The sequence below is a fragment of the Pseudomonas sp. BB438 genome, assembly GCF_057180225.1.
The window spans coordinates 254254-271186 of the sequence record NZ_CM170001.1; the positions used below are offsets into that span (position 1 = coordinate 254254).

The 16933-nt window shown below is 67.2% G+C and carries 16 protein-coding genes; 7 read left to right on the forward strand and 9 right to left on the reverse strand.

The window, feature by feature from the left end:
• Positions 1–10: 10 nt before the first annotated feature.
• From AC1ZV1_RS01245 to AC1ZV1_RS01265, 5 genes are all read left to right on the forward strand, one after another.
• Positions 11–1114, forward strand: coding sequence for a flagellar basal body P-ring protein FlgI (locus tag AC1ZV1_RS01245; RefSeq protein ID WP_484295180.1), 1104 nt, complete (start codon positions 11–13; stop codon positions 1112–1114).
• Positions 1114–2154, forward strand: coding sequence for a transglycosylase SLT domain-containing protein (locus tag AC1ZV1_RS01250; RefSeq protein ID WP_484295181.1), 1041 nt, complete (start codon positions 1114–1116; stop codon positions 2152–2154). The genes AC1ZV1_RS01245 and AC1ZV1_RS01250 overlap by 1 nt, the downstream gene beginning before the upstream one ends.
• Complete coding sequence (flgK, locus tag AC1ZV1_RS01255) at positions 2151–3518, forward strand: flagellar hook-associated protein FlgK (protein ID WP_484295182.1); 1368 nt, start codon at positions 2151–2153, stop codon at positions 3516–3518. Before AC1ZV1_RS01250 ends, flgK begins: the two co-directional genes overlap by 4 nt.
• Before the next feature lie 21 nt (positions 3519–3539).
• On the forward strand, positions 3540–4454 hold the full coding sequence (gene flgL / locus AC1ZV1_RS01260; protein ID WP_484295183.1) for a flagellar hook-associated protein FlgL: 915 nt from the start codon (positions 3540–3542) through the stop codon (positions 4452–4454).
• A 142-nt stretch (positions 4455–4596) separates the two neighbouring features.
• Positions 4597–5643 (forward strand): hypothetical protein, encoded by a 1047-nt coding sequence (locus AC1ZV1_RS01265; protein WP_484295184.1) that lies wholly within the window; start codon positions 4597–4599, stop codon positions 5641–5643.
• Between the two features lie 132 nt (positions 5644–5775).
• On the opposite strand, the gene mdtI is transcribed toward AC1ZV1_RS01265, so the two are convergent.
• Both mdtI and AC1ZV1_RS01275 read right to left on the reverse strand, forming a co-directional pair.
• Positions 5776–6105, reverse strand: coding sequence for a multidrug/spermidine efflux SMR transporter subunit MdtI (gene mdtI / locus AC1ZV1_RS01270; protein ID WP_024766311.1), 330 nt, complete (start codon positions 6103–6105; stop codon positions 5776–5778).
• Positions 6099–6470 (reverse strand): SMR family transporter, encoded by a 372-nt coding sequence (locus AC1ZV1_RS01275; protein ID WP_484295185.1) that lies wholly within the window; start codon positions 6468–6470, stop codon positions 6099–6101. The genes mdtI and AC1ZV1_RS01275 overlap by 7 nt, the downstream gene beginning before the upstream one ends.
• Positions 6471–6942: 472 nt before the next feature.
• On the opposite strand from AC1ZV1_RS01275, the gene AC1ZV1_RS01280 reads away from it, so the two are divergent.
• Positions 6943–8580 (forward strand): SulP family inorganic anion transporter, encoded by a 1638-nt coding sequence (locus AC1ZV1_RS01280; protein ID WP_484295186.1) that lies wholly within the window; start codon positions 6943–6945, stop codon positions 8578–8580.
• 281 nt (positions 8581–8861) lie between these two features.
• Here the strand turns inward: AC1ZV1_RS01280 and AC1ZV1_RS01285 are convergent, their stop codons facing one another.
• From AC1ZV1_RS01285 to AC1ZV1_RS01315, 7 genes are all read right to left on the reverse strand, one after another.
• Positions 8862–9656 carry an ABC transporter ATP-binding protein gene (locus tag AC1ZV1_RS01285; RefSeq protein ID WP_484297684.1) on the reverse strand — a complete coding sequence of 265 codons (795 nt, stop codon included), beginning with the start codon at positions 9654–9656 and terminating at the stop codon, positions 8862–8864.
• Between the two features lie 42 nt (positions 9657–9698).
• On the reverse strand, positions 9699–10460 hold the full coding sequence (locus AC1ZV1_RS01290; protein ID WP_484295187.1) for an ABC transporter permease: 762 nt from the start codon (positions 10458–10460) through the stop codon (positions 9699–9701).
• A complete protein-coding gene (locus AC1ZV1_RS01295; protein ID WP_484295188.1) occupies positions 10457–11215 on the reverse strand; it encodes an ABC transporter permease in 759 nt (252 codons plus the stop codon). The genes AC1ZV1_RS01290 and AC1ZV1_RS01295 overlap by 4 nt, the downstream gene beginning before the upstream one ends.
• Before the next feature lie 3 nt (positions 11216–11218).
• The gene (locus AC1ZV1_RS01300) at positions 11219–12430 is read right to left on the reverse strand and encodes an MFS transporter (protein WP_484295189.1); all 1212 of its coding nucleotides are present in this window, start codon (positions 12428–12430) and stop codon (positions 11219–11221) included.
• Positions 12417–13472 (reverse strand): ABC transporter substrate-binding protein, encoded by a 1056-nt coding sequence (locus tag AC1ZV1_RS01305; RefSeq protein WP_484295190.1) that lies wholly within the window; start codon positions 13470–13472, stop codon positions 12417–12419. Before AC1ZV1_RS01305 ends, AC1ZV1_RS01300 begins: the two co-directional genes overlap by 14 nt.
• 84 nt (positions 13473–13556) lie before the next feature.
• Positions 13557–14612, reverse strand: coding sequence for an ABC transporter substrate-binding protein (locus AC1ZV1_RS01310; RefSeq protein ID WP_448678671.1), 1056 nt, complete (start codon positions 14610–14612; stop codon positions 13557–13559).
• 17 nt (positions 14613–14629) lie between these two features.
• The gene (locus AC1ZV1_RS01315) at positions 14630–15784 is read right to left on the reverse strand and encodes an LLM class flavin-dependent oxidoreductase (RefSeq protein WP_484295191.1); all 1155 of its coding nucleotides are present in this window, start codon (positions 15782–15784) and stop codon (positions 14630–14632) included.
• 339 nt (positions 15785–16123) lie between these two features.
• On the opposite strand from AC1ZV1_RS01315, the gene AC1ZV1_RS01320 reads away from it, so the two are divergent.
• Positions 16124–16855 carry a class II aldolase/adducin family protein gene (locus AC1ZV1_RS01320; protein ID WP_484295192.1) on the forward strand — a complete coding sequence of 244 codons (732 nt, stop codon included), beginning with the start codon at positions 16124–16126 and terminating at the stop codon, positions 16853–16855.
• Positions 16856–16933 lie beyond the last annotated feature (78 nt).

The following is a 16933-nucleotide window of genomic DNA, read 5'->3' on the forward strand; positions in this document are numbered from 1 at the left end:
CGAGCACCCCATGCGTAGAACCCTTTCCCGCCTGCTGGCGAGCGCCTGCCTGTTCTGGCAGGCGCAGGCGCTGGCCATCCCGCTGCTGGATCTCGTCGACATCGAAGGCGTGCGCGAGAACCAGTTGATCGGCTACGGCCTCGTCGTCGGCCTGGACGGCACCGGCGACAAGAACCAGGTGAAATTCACCAACCAGTCGGTGGCCAACATGCTCAAGCAGTTCGGCGTGAACCTGCCGCCGAACGTCGACCCGAAACTCAAGAACGTCGCCGCGGTGAGCGTCACCGCCAGCGTGCCGCCGTCCTACAGCGCCGGGCAGACCATCGACGTCACCGTGTCCTCGCTGGGCGACGCCAAGAGCCTGCGTGGTGGCCTGCTGCTGATGACACCGCTGCAGGGCGTTGACGGCGAGGTCTATGCGCTCGCCCAGGGCAACCTCGTGGTAGGCGGCCTGCACGCCCAGGGGCAGAGCGGCTCCAGCGTGTCGATCAACAGCGCCAACAGCGGCCTGATTCCCAATGGCGCGACCATCGAACGGATGATCCCCAGCGACTTCGCCCAGCGCCCGGACGTGATGCTCAACGTACGCAAGCCGAGCTTCCAGACCGCCACCCAGGTGATGAACGCAGTGAACGAACGCTTCGGCTCCGGCACCGCGACGGCCCTGGACGGCACCAAGGTGTCCGTCCGCGCTCCGGTCAGCCTGGCCCAGCGCACCAGCTTCATGGCCATGCTCGAAGGCATGGAGGTGCAGGAAGGCCGCACCCGGCCCAAGGTGGTGTTCAACAGCCGCACCGGCACCGTGGTGGTCGGTCAGGGCGTGCGCGTGAAGGCCGCCGCCGTGGCCCATGGCACGCTCACCGTGACCATCAGCGAGAATCCCCAGGTCAGCCAGCCGGGGCCCTTCTCCAACGGCACCACGGCGGTCACCCCGCAGTCGGACGTCTCGGTCAGCCAGGACAAGAAACCGATGTTCAAGTGGCCAGAGGGCACCAGCCTGGAAAGCATCATCAACACGGTGAACAGCCTGGGCGCCACGCCGGACGACGTGATGAGCATCCTCCAGGCGCTGGAGCAGGCCGGCGCGCTGAACGCAGAGCTGGTCGTCATCTGATGAGCATCACGTCCCTCAATCGCCCCATCGTGCCCACCGGCCAGCCCGGGGAATCGCCCGAGCAGGTTCGCCGCGAGCAACTGCAGGTCGCCTCCGAACAGTTCGAGGCGATGTTCCTGCAACAGATCCTCAAGCAGATGCGCAAGGCCGGCGACGTGCTGTCCGCCGGCAGCCCGATGCGCAGCCGCGATCTCGACACCATGCGCGACTTCTACGACGAAGCGCTGGCCGAGCACCTGGCGTCGCGCAAGCAGACCGGCATCGCCGACCTGCTGGTGCGCCAGCTCGCCGGTGACTCGACCGATACTGCCGAGCCGGCGGCACTCTCCGATGGCGGCGAAGCACTGCGTCGCCCCTCGGTCTCCAGCCGCAACCCGCTGGTGGACACCTGGCAGCGCGGCGTCGACCGCCTCGCCCACGCCTGGCAGCAGGGCACGGCGGGCTTCCGTACCCTTGTGGACAGCGTGATTGGCCAGGAGTCCGGCGGTGATGCGTCTGCCGTCTCGCCCAAGGGCGCGCGCGGCCTGATGCAGCTGATGCCCGACACCGCCCGCGAAGTCGCCGGCGAACTTGGCCTGCCCTACGACGAGCAGCGCCTGACCAGTGACCCCGCGTACAACAAGGCGCTGGGCAGCGCCTACCTGGGCAAGATGCTCGACCGCTACGACGGCCAGCACGTGCTCGCCCTGGCGGCCTACAACGCCGGCCCGGGCAAGGTGGACGAGTGGCTGAAGAACAATGGCGACCCGCGCACGGGGAAGATCGGCATGGCCGACTGGGTACGCAGCATTCCCTACGACGAAACCCGCGACTACACCCTCGGCGTGCTGCGCCGCGTGCGTGAGGCCCAGGCGCCGGCGCGTATCCCCGGTAGCGGCCTGTCGCCGGAGAGCGGCCTGAAGCACGCGCCACAGGACGGATTTAAGCGCCACGCCGATTCCGTCGCCTATCAGGGACAGCAGCCTGAATTTGTTTCCCGACCGGCCTCGGCGGCGTTCGCCCAGCCGATCCGCCCAGAGTCGAAGGAGAGTGCCTCTTGAGTATGTTGAGCCAGATCGGCTACAGCGGCCTGCGCGCGGCGCAGATCGCCCTGGCCACCTCCGGCCAGAACGTCGCCAACGCCAATACCCCCGGTTTCAGCCGGCTGAGCCCGGTGCTCGCCTCGCTGGCCGGTGAAGGTGGCCTGAACGTCGGCGGCGGCGTGGTGGTGACCAGCATCCGCCGGATGGCCAACGACTTCCAGAACCAGCAACTGTGGCGCGCCACCACCGAGCAGAGCTACTACGACAGTGGCCAGCAGTACCTCTCTGCGCTGGAAGGCCTGATGAGCGGTGACGGATCGAGCATCAGCGTCGGCCTGGACAACTTCTTCGCCGCGCTCAGCGAAGCCACCGCCACGCCGGGCTCCGTTGCGCTGCGCCAGCAGATCATCAACGAGACCAAGAACCTCGCCCAGCGCTTCAACGGCCTGTCCGGCAATATCGACAGCCAGCTGCGCGCCCTGCAGGAACAGCGCGGCTCCATGGTCGGCGAGATCAATGGCCTGACCGCCAACCTTGCCGCGCTGAACAAGCAGATCGTCGAAGTCGGTTCCTCCGGTGGCGACACCACCGCGCTGCGCGACCACCGCGAAAGCCTGGTGCAGGACCTGTCCAAGTACGCCTCGATTCGTGTCAACGAAGTCGCCGATGGCTCCCTCACGGTTTCCCTGGCCAACGGCCAGCCGCTGGTGGCGGGCAACTCCGCCGGCCAACTGGCGATCAGCCGTAGCGCCAGCGGCGAGCAGGAAATCGCCCTGACCTTCGCCGGCACCAGCTTCCCGCTGTCCCAGGACGGCATGGGCGGTTCCCTCGGCGCGCTGTACGACACCGAATACGACACCCTGCGGCCGAACCAGACCGCGCTGCACGAAATGGCCGGGCAGTTCGCGCAGATGGTCAACGATACCCTGGCCAACGGCTTCGACCTCAAGGGCAACGCCGGCCAGGCGCTGCTGACCTATAACGCCGGCAGCACCACGGCGATGCTCACGCTGAACGATCTCAAGCCCGAGGAGCTGGCCCTGTCGGATACCGCTGGCGAGAGCGGCAACAACAGGAACCTGCTGGAGCTGCTGGACCTCAAGGGCCAGAGCATCACGGTTGGCGGTAGCCAGGTGACCCTCAACGATGCCTTTGCCGGCCTGCTCGGCAAGGTCGCCAGCGCCAGCCGGCAGAACCAGGCCGACCAGAAGACCGCCACCACCGTGGCCACCCAGGCGCAGGCCCAGCGCGACAGCGTCAGCGCGGTGAGCCTGGATGAAGAGGCGGTCAACCTGATCACCTACCAGCAGGCCTACCAGGCCAACATGAAAGTCATCAGCACCGCCAAGGAGCTGTTCGACTCGATGCTCGCGGCCTTCTAAGGGCCACGCAAGGAAAGCAGCATGCGCATTACCAACGCACAGATCACCGCGCTGATGAGCGGCTCGATGAACAGCAACTCGGCCTCCCTGGGCAAGTTGATGCAGCAGATGTCCACCGGCAAGCGCATCCTCCAGCCGTCCGACGACCCCATCGCCAGCGTGCGCATGCTGCGCATCCAGCGCGAGGAGGCGAGCCTGGCGCAGTACCGCACCAACATCAGCAACGTCTCGGGCAACCTCTCCACCCAGGAGGCCAACCTGCAGGCCACCTCGGATTCGATGCTCAACGTGCGCGACCTGCTGCTCTGGGCGGCCAACGGTTCGAACACGCCCAAGGACCTCAACGCCATGGCCGGCGAGCTGGAGAGCATCGAGAAGACCATCGTCAGCTTCGTCAACGTGCGGGACGAGGAGGGCCGTTACCTGTTCTCCGGCACCCTGAGCGACACCGCCGCGGTGACCTACGAGCCGCTGACCGATACCTACGTCTCCACCGGTAATGACAAATCGCGCCAGGCCGCCGTGGCCAATGGTGTGCAGGTCGAGGAGAACGTCACTGCCATCGGTGTGTTCGGCACCGGCATGGACTTTCTCAACCAGCTTCACGCCACCGTGAAGATGCTCAAGGACCCGGCCCTGGATACCACCGACCCGGCGGTGCAGGCGCAGATCGCCGCGACCATCGACAGCCTCGATAGCGGCCACGACGGCGTGCTCGGCGCGATCACCGAGCTGGGCGGCCGGCAGAACACCCTGACCATGCTCAACTCGAGCAACGAGGAAGTCTCGCTGGTGAACCAGAAGATCAACGGCGAGCTGTCGCAACTGGACTACGCCGGTGCGAGCATCGACCTGAACACCTACCAGCTGGCGCTGCAGGCCACGCAGAAGACCTACCTGAAGCTCAACGACCTGTCGCTGTTCAGCCGCCTGTAAGTTTCTTCGTAGGGGCGCCGGGCCGCACCGCAAGGAGGTCTGGACGCCAATCGGCGGTGCACCGCCCGGTTCCCCTACTTTTTATCCCGCTTCCGCCCGGCCCCACGTGCCGGGCGCAAGCACAGCCGGTGCAGAGGTCACCATGAAGGTCATCAAGCAACTGCCGGCCGCTGCCGTCTTCGATCCCAGCGCCCGCCGCGATGTCATCCTGCCGGCCGCCGGCGAGCGGCAGAATGCCCTGCGCAAGGGCGAGGAGAAGGGCGAGAACGCTGCGCAGATGGCGCGTGGCGCGCAGAAGAGCGGCAGCTTCAACCTGCAGCTGAACCAGCAGTTGTCGTCCATGCAGTCGGCCGACAGCTACCTGGGCGACCTGCAGGACCGCCTTGGCGGCCTCAAGCTCAACCTCAGCCGCGAGCTTAGCGTGCCGCAGTCCCAGGACCGTGAAGGCGTGCGCCAGGCCACCCGGCAGGTCAACGAACTGCTGGAGCAGCGCGCCCAGCGCTCGGATGGCAGCCTCGACGCCAACTTCCGCCTTCGCCTGAACGAGCCGGTGCGCAGCCGCTTCAGCCTGGAAGGCCTGGAGTCGGTGGACGCGATCCAGCGCTCGGGCAAGGAAACCCTGCTGTTCAGCGCGGGTCGCCTGCTCGCCGAGCCGGCGGCGGTCGTGCTGGACGATGGCATGAGTACCGAGCAGGTGCTGCGCCGGTTCAACGCGACACTCGGCCAGGCCGGCATCCGCGCCGAGCTCGATAGCGACGGTGCGCTGAAGTTTTCCGCTCCCGAGGCCGACTGGCAGCAGCTCAAGGGCCAGCTGGCGGTGCAGGGCGAGGGCAAGCTGTTCGCCAAGGGCAGGAACACCCGGCTGAACAGCCAGGAAGACGGTCTGCTGGCGTTCCCCACCGAGATCACGACCGACGCCTTTCGCGAGCAGCGCCAGTTGCTGGACTCGGTGGTCTCGGCGCTGGACCGCATCGGCGGGCTGCGCGACCAACTGCGCCATCGCCAGGACGATATCCGCGACTTCCTCGACCGCCACGCCAGCGAAGACGAGCGCGAGTGGGCACATACCTTCGCCGCGTCCATGCTCGACCGCATGGGGCGCAGCGCCACGCACTACAGCGCGGCGGCGCAGACGGTGGTGGCCCAGGCCAACCTGAGTCGCTTCGCGGTCGTCAGTCTGCTGGCCTGAGGCGTCCGCAGTCTTGCTGCCCTACCGCCAGATCGAAGGGCGTCCTGCGGACGCCGATCGCGGGCATGGCATCTGATTGCAGGCAATAAAAAAGGCGGAGCCCAGCTCCGCCTTTGTCGTTTCCTTCGCCGATCACGCCAGCTTCAACAGGCCCATGCCCAGCACCAGCATCGCCAGGCCGACCCAGCCGCGCCACACCAGGCGCTGGCCGAACAGGGCCCAGCCCATGGCGACGGTGGCGAGGATGCCGAAGCCGCCCCAGATGGCGTAGGCCACCGACAGTTCGATGCCGCGTACCGCTTGCGCCAGCGCGGTGAACGCACCCAGCACGCAGAGGATCGAGGCCGCGCCGATCAGGCGCTTGCGGAAGCCGTCGGAGTACTTGAGCAGCAGGTTGGCGATCACTTCCAGGACGATGGCCAGGCCCAGCCAGGCCATCGGAATCAGGTCATGGTTCAGCATGTCACGGCCTCCCCATTCAGAGCGCGGCTGTCTTCACGCTGGCCGGTGCGGGTACCGGATTTCACCAGCAGGATGCCGGCGATCATCACGGCCAGGCCCAGGGCCTTGTCCAGGCTCAGGTGCTCGCCGAGGAAGAAGGCGCTGACCAGGGTGATCAGCACGATGCCGATGCCTTCCCACAGGGCGTAGGCCACGCCGACCGGCACGCGTTTGATGGCCAGCGACAGGAAGTAATACGACAGGCCGATCATCACGTACATCAGCAGCAGCCCGGCGATCGGGAACAGCGCATGGGTGAATTTCATCGAGGTGGTGCCAACGACTTCGAAGCCGATGGCAGCTAGCAGATAGATCCAGGAACGCATGGTAAAGCCCTCCCACGGGCAGCCGCGCGCAGTCTCGCTAAGAGCATCCTTGCGGCGGTTTCGGTTCGGGTTCGGCGGCGCCGACTCGGGCGGCAATCAGCGTTGAGCGTTCGCCGCGCCTGGCGCCACCAGCAGGTGACGGCCGAAGGGAGGAGCTAGAGGTCGCCGGTCCAGTGACGCTCGCGCGACACCAGGCGGGAAGTGGGGAGAGGTAGAGCCTTGATGTTCAACATAATGAACACATTGTGCCAATTTTCCGCTTCGCTGGCAAATCGGTCCCGTTGATTTGAGTCATGAATGCCCATGAACAGGCGCCTGTGAATCTTGTCGGACCCTGCGTGTCATCAGCTCTGTGCAATATTCTGTTCAGTGTGTTCGCCCTGCGACAGCACGCCACAGGTATGATCTGCGCCAGCCCGTTTTCCGCTTCGGCCTGTTAGCATCCAGCATCGATATCCCGTCGGAGACTGCGATGATCGCCCTGCGAGAAGCCTGGAAGGCCGGACTGTTCGGCCGCGAACACTGGACGCGCAACCTGGTGGCCGGGGTCATCGTCGGGGTGGTCGCCCTGCCGCTGGCCATGGCTTTCGCCATCGCCAGTGGGGTGAAGCCGGAGCAGGGCATCTACACGGCGATCTTCGCCGGTGCGCTGGTCTCGCTGTTGGGCGGCAGCCGCGTGCAGATCGCCGGGCCCACCGGCGCTTTCATCGTCATCCTCGCCGGGGTTACCGCCAAGTACGGCGTGGACGGCCTGCAGATCGCCACGCTGATGGCCGGTGCGATCCTCGTGCTGCTGGGCGTCAGCCGCCTGGGCAGCATCATCCGCTTCATCCCCGCGCCGGTGATCGTCGGCTTTACCGCCGGGATCGGCGTGATCATCTGGGTTGGCCAGTGGAAGGACTTCTTCGGCCTGCCGGCCGTGACGGGCGAGCACTTCCACCAGAAACTCTGGCACCTGATCCAGGCGCTGCCGCAACTGCACCTGGCGACGACGTTGCTGGCGTTGCTGAGCCTCGTGCTGGTGCTGTTCACGCCACGCATCGCTGCGCTGCGCCGGGTGCCCGGTCCGCTGGTGGCGATGGTGGTGGTGACGGCCATCCAGTCGCTGTTCCATTTCGACGGCGTGGCCACCATCGGCAGTGCCTTCGGCGGCATTCCCCAGGGCCTGCCCAGCTTCAGCCTGCCGGAAGTGACCTTGCCGCGGGTGCTGGAACTGATCGGCCCGGCCTTCGCCATCGCCATGCTCGGCGCCATCGAATCGCTGCTCTCGGCGGTGGTTGCCGACGGCATGGCCGGCACCCGCCACGACTCCAACCAGGAGCTGATCGGCCAGGGCATCGCCAACCTGGTCACCCCGCTGTTCGGTGGCATTGCCGCCACCGGGGCCATCGCGCGCACCGCGACCAACATCCGCAACGGCGGCAACAGCCCGCTGGCCGGCATCACCCACGCGGCGACCCTGGTACTGATCCTGCTGTTCCTCGCGCCGCTGGCCTCGAACATCCCGCTCTGCGCGCTGGCGGCGATCCTCTTCGTGGTCGCCTGGAACATGAGCGAGGCGCGGCACTTCCTGTTCATGCTCAAGCGCGCGCCGCGCGCCGATGTGGCCATCCTGCTGGTGACCTTCCTGCTCACCGTGTTCAGCGACCTGGTGATCGCGGTGAACATCGGCGTGATCCTCGCCATGCTGCACTTCCTGCGGCGCATGGCGTCCTCGGTGGAAGTGCACGCCGACGATGGCCCGGAACTGGACGTGGAACTGCGCGGCCGCGGCCTCGGCGAGCTACCGCCCGGTGTGCTGGTCTACAGCATCGAGGGGCCGCTGTTCTTCGGTGCGGCGGAAACCTTCGAGCGCGCCCTGGCCAAGACCCACACCGACCCGAAGGTACTGATCATCCGCCTGCGCCACGTGCCGTTCATGGACATCACCGGGCTGCAGACGCTGCAGGAAGTGATCGAGCAACTGCAGCGACGCGGCATCGAAGTGCGCTTGTGCGAGGCCAATGCACGGGTGCTCGGCAAGCTGCGCAAGGCAGGGGTGCTGGGGGAGATTGGGGCGGGGTATCACGCGGATTTCCCCTCGGCGTTGAGTGCGAGTGTCGCTTCCTGATCGAGCTTGGGTGCGTGTGCGAGCACCCTCTCCCCAGCCCTCTCCCTGAAGGGAGAGGGAGCTGTTCGTGCCGGCTGACGATGCAGTTTCAACCTGCACCGACCGTGTCCCCTCTCCTTTCGGAGCGGGGCGCGCAGCCAGGGTCAGGGAGAGGGCAAACGCCCGCTGCGGACTAATAGATGACGTAGAAGCGGACTCCGTCCGCGATAGCTTCGCAACACGCCGCCAGCCAATCGCGGACGAAGTTCGCTCCTACCCAAAGCTCAGCTCCGTAGGGCGCATCAACCCTGCATCAGCTCCGCCAGCAGTTCTTCCTTGAGCTTGGCGAGCAGCGCATGCCCACGCTCCCGCGGATGCGGCAGGTCCACGCGCACCTCGTGGCGAATCCGCCCCGGCCGCGCGTCCATGACGATCACCCGGTCGCCCAGGTACAGCGCCTCTTCCACGTCGTGGGTGACCATGATCATGGTGCTGCGCTGCTGCACCCAGATGCGCTGCAGCTCGTGTTGCAGGCGCACGCGGGTGAGCGCGTCGAGGGCGCCGAACGGTTCGTCCAGCAGCAGTACCTTGGGCCGGGTGATCAACGCGCGGGCGATGGCGGCGCGCTGTGCCATGCCGCCGGAGAGCTGGTGCGGGTAGGCCTGCTCGAAGCCGGTCAGGCCCACCAGTTCCAGATGATCGGCGACCCGTTCGCGCTTCTCGGCGCGGCTGAGTTTCTGGTTCTTCAACGCCAGGGCGACGTTTTCCTGCACGGTCTTCCAGGGGAACAGGCGGTGGTCCTGGAACACGATGCCGCGCTCCAGGCTGGTGCCGGCCACGGTCTCGCCGTCGAGCAGGATGCGCCCGGTGTAGTCGTTCTCCAGGCCGACGATCAGCCGCAACAGCGAGGATTTGCCGCAGCCGCTGGCGCCGACGATGCTGACGAACTCGCCGGGGCGCACCGCCAGGTCGATGTTCTCCAGCACCGGCAGGCTGCGGCCGTCGATGGAGTAGGCCTTGCTCAGGCCCTGGATGGCCAGCGCGCCGGGTTGCGCCTGCTGGGCCGGGAGGAGGGCGGGATCGAGGATCGCGTTCATGGTCTGGGCACTCATGGCAGATAGGCCGAATTCGAAAAAGCGCTAGCGCAGGTTGCGCCAGCGCAGCAGGTGGCGCGCGGCGCGGGCGAACAGCTGGTTCATGGCGTAGCCGAGCAGGCCGATGCTGAGCACGCCGATCACCACGATCTCCATGCGCGAGCCGGTCTCGGCGTTCATCATCAGGTTGCCCAGGCCCATGCCGGTGGAAAGGAACAGCTCGCAGCCCACCGAGCTGACCCAGGCGAAGGCCAGCGCGTGCAGCACGCCGTTGCTCAGGCTGGGCAGCGCGCCGGGCAGCAGTACTTCGCGGAACTGTTGCCAGGGGCCGAAGGCATACAGGCGGCCAACCTCGCGGTAGCGCTTCTCCACATCACGGAAGCCCTCGAAGGCGTTCAGCGTCATCGGGTAGAAGGCGGCGAGGCTGACGATCAGCACCTTGGACGGCTCGCCGCTGCCGAACCACAGGGCGATCAGCGGGATCAGGCCGAGGATCGGTACCTGGCGGATCGTGTGGTAGAGCGGCGCGAACAGCCGCTCCAGCGGCCGTGACAGCGCCATGCCGGCGCCCAGCGCAAAACCGGCGAGTACGCCCAGCAGCAGGCCGAGGCAGGTGCGTTGCAGGCTGGCAGCGACGCTCAGCCACAGCTCGCCGGTGCGGATCAGCTCGACGAAGCCGGCGCCGATACGCTCCAGCGGCACGAAGGCATACGCGGCGCTGGCGCCCTGTTGCGACTGCCAGTGCCAGGCGGCGATCAGCAGCGCCGGCAGCAGCAGTCCGCGAAGACGCTTGAGAGCGTGGATCATGGTGTCGGTCTCCAGCGCAGCAGGCGCTTCTCCAGCAGGCGGAAGGCGAAATCGAGGATGAAGCCGATGGCCCCGGTGACCACCACGCCAACCATCACGATGTCGATGCGCAGCATCTGCCGGCTCAGTTCGATCATCTGCCCCAGGCCGCTGTCGGCGGCGAGCAGTTCGGCGGCCACCAGCACCATCCAGGCGCGGCTCAGGCTGATGCGCAGGCCGGTGACGATGGGCGGGGCGGCGGCGGGAAAGGCAACGTCGCGCAGCAGGCTCCAGAGCGGCAGGCGGTACACGCTGGCGACCTCGAAGTAGCCGCGCGGAATGCCCTTCACACCCTCGCTCGCCGCCAGCGCCACGGGGAAGAAGGCGGCCTTGGTGACGATCAGCACCTTGAAGGTTTCCTCCACGCCGAAGAACAGAATGAACATCGGGATCAGCGCGATGGACGGCACCTGGCGCAGGGTGTGGAACAGCGGCGAGCAGTAGGCTTCCACCGTCTTCGACAGGGCCATGGCGGTGCCGAAGATCAGGCCGCCCAGCGCACCGATGGTGAAACCGATGGCCAGGCGCGACAGACTGTTGACCACGTGCTCGCGCAGCTCGCCGCTGGCCAGGAGGTCCTGGAAGCTGGCCCAGACTTCCGCCGGCGGCACCAGCAGTTGCGGCGGGAACCAGCCGGCACGGGCGGCGACGAACCAGGCCAGCAGCAGGAGCAGGGGCGAGGCGAACCAGCTCAGGCGGTCCAGTGTGCGGATCATGCGTCAGCCCTCCTGGCCGAGCAGCGGCCCGGCGCTCTGACGGCGCAGCTTGCGGTGCCAGCAGAACAGCGCGGCCAGCAGCACCAGGGGAATCCAGCAGAGGAACAGGTTGCCCAGCCCGACGAAGTGGCTGATCGCCCCGCCCAGCAGCGCGCCGGAAAAGCTGCCGGACATGGAGGCGAGGTTGAACAGTCCGGAAATCTTGCTCTTGTCCATGGCGTGCTCGCCCAGCTGGGCCATGTTCACCAGGTGAATGAGCGCCGCCGCCGCGCTGAGCAGCACGCCGCCCAGGGCCAGCAGCCAGTAGTCGCGGGCGACGCCGAGCAGCAGCAGGGCGGCCAGCGCCGCCGTGAGGCTGCCGATGTAGGCCAGGCGCCGGCCGCTGCGTTCGATCAGGTAGCCGAAGCCGAACAGGCCGAGCACCGAGGCCAGGCCCTGGATCATCACCAGGCTCACCGCCTGGCCCTGCGACAGCCCGGCGACGTCCATCGCCAGCAGCAGGATGAAGGTGCCGAACAGCGCGCTGGTGGCGGCGCTGAGCAGTTCGACCAGGCAGCTCTCGGCGATCTCCACGTTGGCCAGCATGGCGCCGACCTGTTGCAGCAGCCCGCCGGTGGCGGCGGCGACCGGTACGTCCTCGCTGGGCGCTTCGCCTTCCCAGAAACCGAGGCTGTAGAAGGCCATCAGGCCGAAGCACAGGCCGATGGCGGCAAACCCCCAGGTGAAGCTCGTCGCGCCGCTCAGCCAGTTGCCCAGCAGCGGCCCGAGCAGGCCCATCCCTAAGGTCAGCGAGCCGCGATACCAGCCGGCCTTGTCGTTGCCGATGCGTTTGAGTTGGCGCAGGAAGGCGCTGTTCATGGCAACGATGCGGAAGGGGATGCACAGGCCGATCAGCAGCCGGGCGAAGGCCAGCCACAGCCAGCCGCCGAACAGCGGGATGGCCAGGTTCAGCAGCATAGGCCCGAGGCTGGCGAGGAAGTACACCCGGCGCGCGCCGAAGCGGGCGATGACGAAGCCGGCGGGCAGGGTGAGGATCACCATGCCCAGGGCCTCCATGGCCGAGATGATGCCGATCTGCATGGCGTTGGCGCCGATACTGATGGCATAGAGCGTGGTGACGATCTTCGCCATGCCGATGGTGGCGCCGCTGAACGCCGCCAGCAGCATGAAGTTGAACAGGAAGGCGCCGGGCCGCGCCGGGCTAGATGGCGACATCGATCTTCCCCAGCAGGGCGTCCAGCGGACGCGGGTCGATCCAGTCGTCCACGGAGAAATCGCGGGCGATGAAGTCCCAGCGCTGGAGGAAGGCAGTGAGGTCGCGCAGGGCGTTGACCGAGCGCTCCGCCAGGTTGGTCTGCAGGCGCAGGTGGGCATCCTCGCCATAGGCGCTGGCGACCCAGAACTCGCTGGTGTTCAGCTCGCGGGCGAGGAAGCGCCGTGTCTCTTCGGGATGCGCCCAGGCCCATTGCTCGGCGCGCAGCACGGTGTCGAGCACCAGCACGGCAGCCTCGAAATGCTCGTCCAGCAGTTGCTGGTCGACCGTCAGGGTGCGCGGCGTGCCGATGTTCGCGCGCACCAGCGGCTCGGGGTGCGAACCGACGTCCATGACCACGTGCAGGCCGAACTCATGGGCCAGCTGCAGGCCGTGGGCGCCCTTGAGGAAGATCGCGTCGATGTCGCCGCGCAGCAGGCCGATCAGCTCGTTGTTGCGCTGCACCACGCGGTTGCCCTTGAGCGCCACCTGGGCGCCGAACACGTGGCGTACCGGGTCGTCGCTGAAGGTGCCGCCATAGGGGTAGTCCACCAGCTCGACATCGCGCACCTCCAGGCCTTCCAGGCGCAGGGCGTTTTCCAGGCCGCGCAGGGACTGGGCGCGGGTGAAGTCGATCTGCACGTTGGCCCACTTCGGCAGGCCGAAGCGCCGGTGGCGCAGGTCGCGGATGCTGCGCACGCCGCTGTCCGGCGCGCTGACGATGAGCTGCACCTCGTCGCTCCACGACAGCCCGACCACCCGCGTGCGCGCGCCGCTGGCGTGGGCCCAGATGGCCGGGATGTTGCCGCCGTGGCGGACGGAGTAGGGCAGGTGATGGTCGAAGTGCGCCTCGCGCACCTCGCGTTCGGACGACTCGCGCAGCGACTGGATGCGGGTGCCGAACGGGCGGAAGGCCTGGGCCAGGCGCCCGGATTCGACGGCGATGCCGAGGCCCGTGGGAACGGGGCTGTGGGTGTACCAGAGGGTTTCCAGCGGTGTGCTCATGGGGGTCCGTCAGGGATGAAAGCCCCCGCGCCGTCGCGCGGGGGCCCAGGTCGGAAACAGAGGGAATCGCCCTCGTGACGTTGATCAGCCGGTCTTCTGTGTCAGGCGGCTGCGCAGGGCTTCCAGCGGGCGCGGGTCGATCCACTCGCGCACATCGAAACGTGCCGGAATGAAGTTCCAGCGCTGCAGGAAGTCGGTGAAGTCCTGCAGGGCCAGGATCGAGCCTTCGTCGAGGTTGGTGCGCAGGCGCAGGTGGGCATCCTCGCCATAGGCGGTGGCGACCCAGAACTCGCTGCTGTTGGTTTCCCGTGCCAGGTAGCGGCGGGTGTCGTCGGGGTGCTGGTGCGCCCAGTCCTCGGCGCGCAGCACCGAGGCGAGGATCGCGGTGGCGGCGTCGGGGTGCTGCTCCAGCAGGTTGAGGTCGACGCTCAGGGTGCGTGGGGTGCCGTTGTTGGAGCGGATCAGCGGCTCAGGATGCGCGCCGGTGTCGATCACCGTGTGCAGGCCGAACTGCTGCGCCAGCTGCACGGCGTGGGCGCCCTTGAGGAAGATCGCGTCCACTTCGCCGCGCAGCAGGCCGACCAGCTCCGGGTTCTGGCTACGACGGCGGCTGCCGCCGTGGCCGGTGATGCCGACGATATTGCCCGGCGCTTCATCGCTGAAGGTGCCCTTCAGGCCGAAATCCACCAGTTCCAGGTCGCGCACTTCCAGGCCTTCCAGGCGCAGGGCGTTTTCCAGGCCGCGGATGGCCTGGGCGCGGGTGAAGTCGATCTGCGCGCCGCTCCAGTCCGGCAGGCCGAAACGCCGGCCCTTGAGGTCGCGCACGGTGCGGATGCCGCTCTGCTCGGTGGTCAGGATCAGCTGCGCCTCATCGGCCCAGGACAAGCCGATCACGCGGGTTTCGCGGCCGCTGGCGCGCGCCCAGATGGCCGGGATGTTGCCGCCGTGGCGCACCGAGTTCTGCAGGGTGTGGTCGAAGTGCGACTCGCGCACCGCCTGGTCGGCGGACTCGCGCAGCGACTTGATCTGCGTGCCCTGCTCGGCGAGGGATTCTTCCAGCCAGCCTTTCTGCACGGCGATGCCGAGCCCGGTGGGCACCGGGCAGCGGGTGTACCAGAGGGTATCGAGGGGACGGGACATGTTCAGCTCCTTGTGGCTCAGGCGCGGGCCTTGAGTTCGTGGACGTCGGCGCGTTTGCCCTGCACCAGCGGCAGGACTTCCTGGCCGATGCGCAGGGCTTCTTCCAGGTGCGGGTTGCCGGCGAGGATGAAGGTGGAGAAGCCGGCGTCGCGGTATTCGGCGAGGCGTTCGGCGACGTTCTCGTGGCTGCCCACCAGGCCGATGGTCGGTCCTGGCTTGGCCTTGCCGAAGCCGGCCCAGAGGTTGGGGCCGAGGATCAGGTCGTCGAAGCGCTCGACGTTCTGGTGGTAGGCGGTCTGCCGCGCGGCGCCGACGGAATCCGAGCCGGTGGCGAAGTTCTTGATGAAGGCGCTGGTGCGCGCGTCGATGCGTTCGTACTGGCGGCGCAGTTCGCTCCAGGCGGCCTCTTCGGTCTCGCGGGCGAACAGGTCGATGCGGATGCCGAAGCGGATCTCGCGGCCCTGCTTGTCGGCCAACTCGCGCACGCGTTCCAGGTGCGGCTTGAGCTTGTCGATCGGCTCGGCCCAGTTCAGGTAGACGTCGGCGTGTTTCGCCGCGACGTCCAGCGCCGGGTCGGAGAAGCCGGAGAAGTACACGCCGGGTTTGCGCACGTTGCGCAGCGCGATCGGCAGCGACCCGTTCTCCAGTTGGTAGACCTCGCCCTGGTAGGAGAACTGCTCGTTCTTCCACAGGCCGTCGATGATGTCGAGGAACTCGCCGGTGCGCTGGTAGCGCTTGTCGTGTTCGAGGAAGTCGCCGTTGGCGCGCTGGCTGGCGGGGTTGCCGCCGGTGATGATGTTCCACTCCAGGCGGTCGCGGGACAGGTGCTGGAGGATCGCCGCCTGCTGCGCAGCGTAGGCCGGCAAGGTCCACGCGGCCTGGAAGGCGATGAGGAACTTGATCCGGCGGGTCTCGCGGGCCAGCGCGGCCGCGGCGATCCACGGCTCCGGCCCGGTGGGCAGCAGCGCGCCCTCGAAGCCGGCGATCTCGGCGGCCTTGGCGACCTGGGCGATGTAGTCGATGTAGGTGAAGCCGTCCGGCTCGCCGTTGGGCAGTCGGCCCGGGGCGATGTTGCCGGGGCGCTCTATATGGCTGCCTCGATTGTTCTTGTCCGAGGCGAGATAGGGACCGTCGCTGCCCAGCGGCAGTCGCCAGAAGAATTCGGTGCTCATGGCCTTGCTCCTTTGCGTTGCGGGGGCAGCGTCATGCTGCTCGTGCAAGGTCTTCAGCAAGGGCTGTGCCCAAAGACCGCAGGCCAGGCGGGGCGCGGCTTTCAGACTGGCGTGCTGCTCTGGCAGCAGGGCGTTTGTCTGTACAGCAGCAGTGCGGCAGCAAGGGATGCTGGGCGGGCAGCAATTTCGGCGGTGTTCGCGCCGTTGCAGGCTTCATGCTTGCGTTTGTGATTCGTAATTTGCTGATTTGGTTGAATATTTTTGAGTGGCACAAGTCCTGCTCAGTCACTGGAACACCGCCACGCGGTTCATCCATCCCCGACTGCCAGGAGGCATTCCATGTCCACCCTCGACCCGCAACTCGCCAGCCAGCTCGAACAGGTCCGACGCGACTTCGCCAAGGCTTTCCGTGTGCTCAAGGACAGCCGTACCCTCACCGCGACCAATACCTACCAGGCATACGTGCGCGTACCGGACAGCGACAAGGTGATCGCCGTCCACGCGCCCAGCCCCTGGGCTGACGACCAGGACATCCGCGCGGTGATCTCCACCTATGAGGGCGAGGTGATCCTCGACGAATCCATTGCGGGTGCGACTCCGCTCAGCGGCCGTGGCGCGGGCGGCAACGGCAAGCGCTACGCGGCGATCTTCCAGGCGCGCCCGGAAGTGAACGTGGTGATCCATGTGCACACCGCCTACCTCGGTGGCTGGGCCAGTGCGCACCGCGTGCTGCCAATCCGCTACGCTGCCTCGCAGCGCGTGACCCTGGCCCGTGAGCTGCCGATCTACATCGACCGCCGCCAGCCCGAGCCGCTGTTCATCCTCGACAAGCTCGCCGAGAACCCGCACACCCCGGCGATCCTCGAAGCCAACGGCGGCGCGACCTTCTGGGGCGACGACCTGATCAAGGCGTCGAAGTTGATCCTGCTGATCGAGGAAGGCGCCTACTTCCAGGGCCTCGCCGAAAGCCTCGGTGGCTCCCAGGAGTTCGGCCCCGGCGTGCTGGAGCAGCAGTGGAAGATGACCGGCCTCTGGGAGCAGGGCCAGAAGCTGCTGGAGGCCGCTGCCTGACTTGCTGCCCGGCATGAAAAAGCCCTCTTGCGAGGGCTTTTTTGTGGGCGCGGACATTGTCCGTGGATCGCGGGCGTG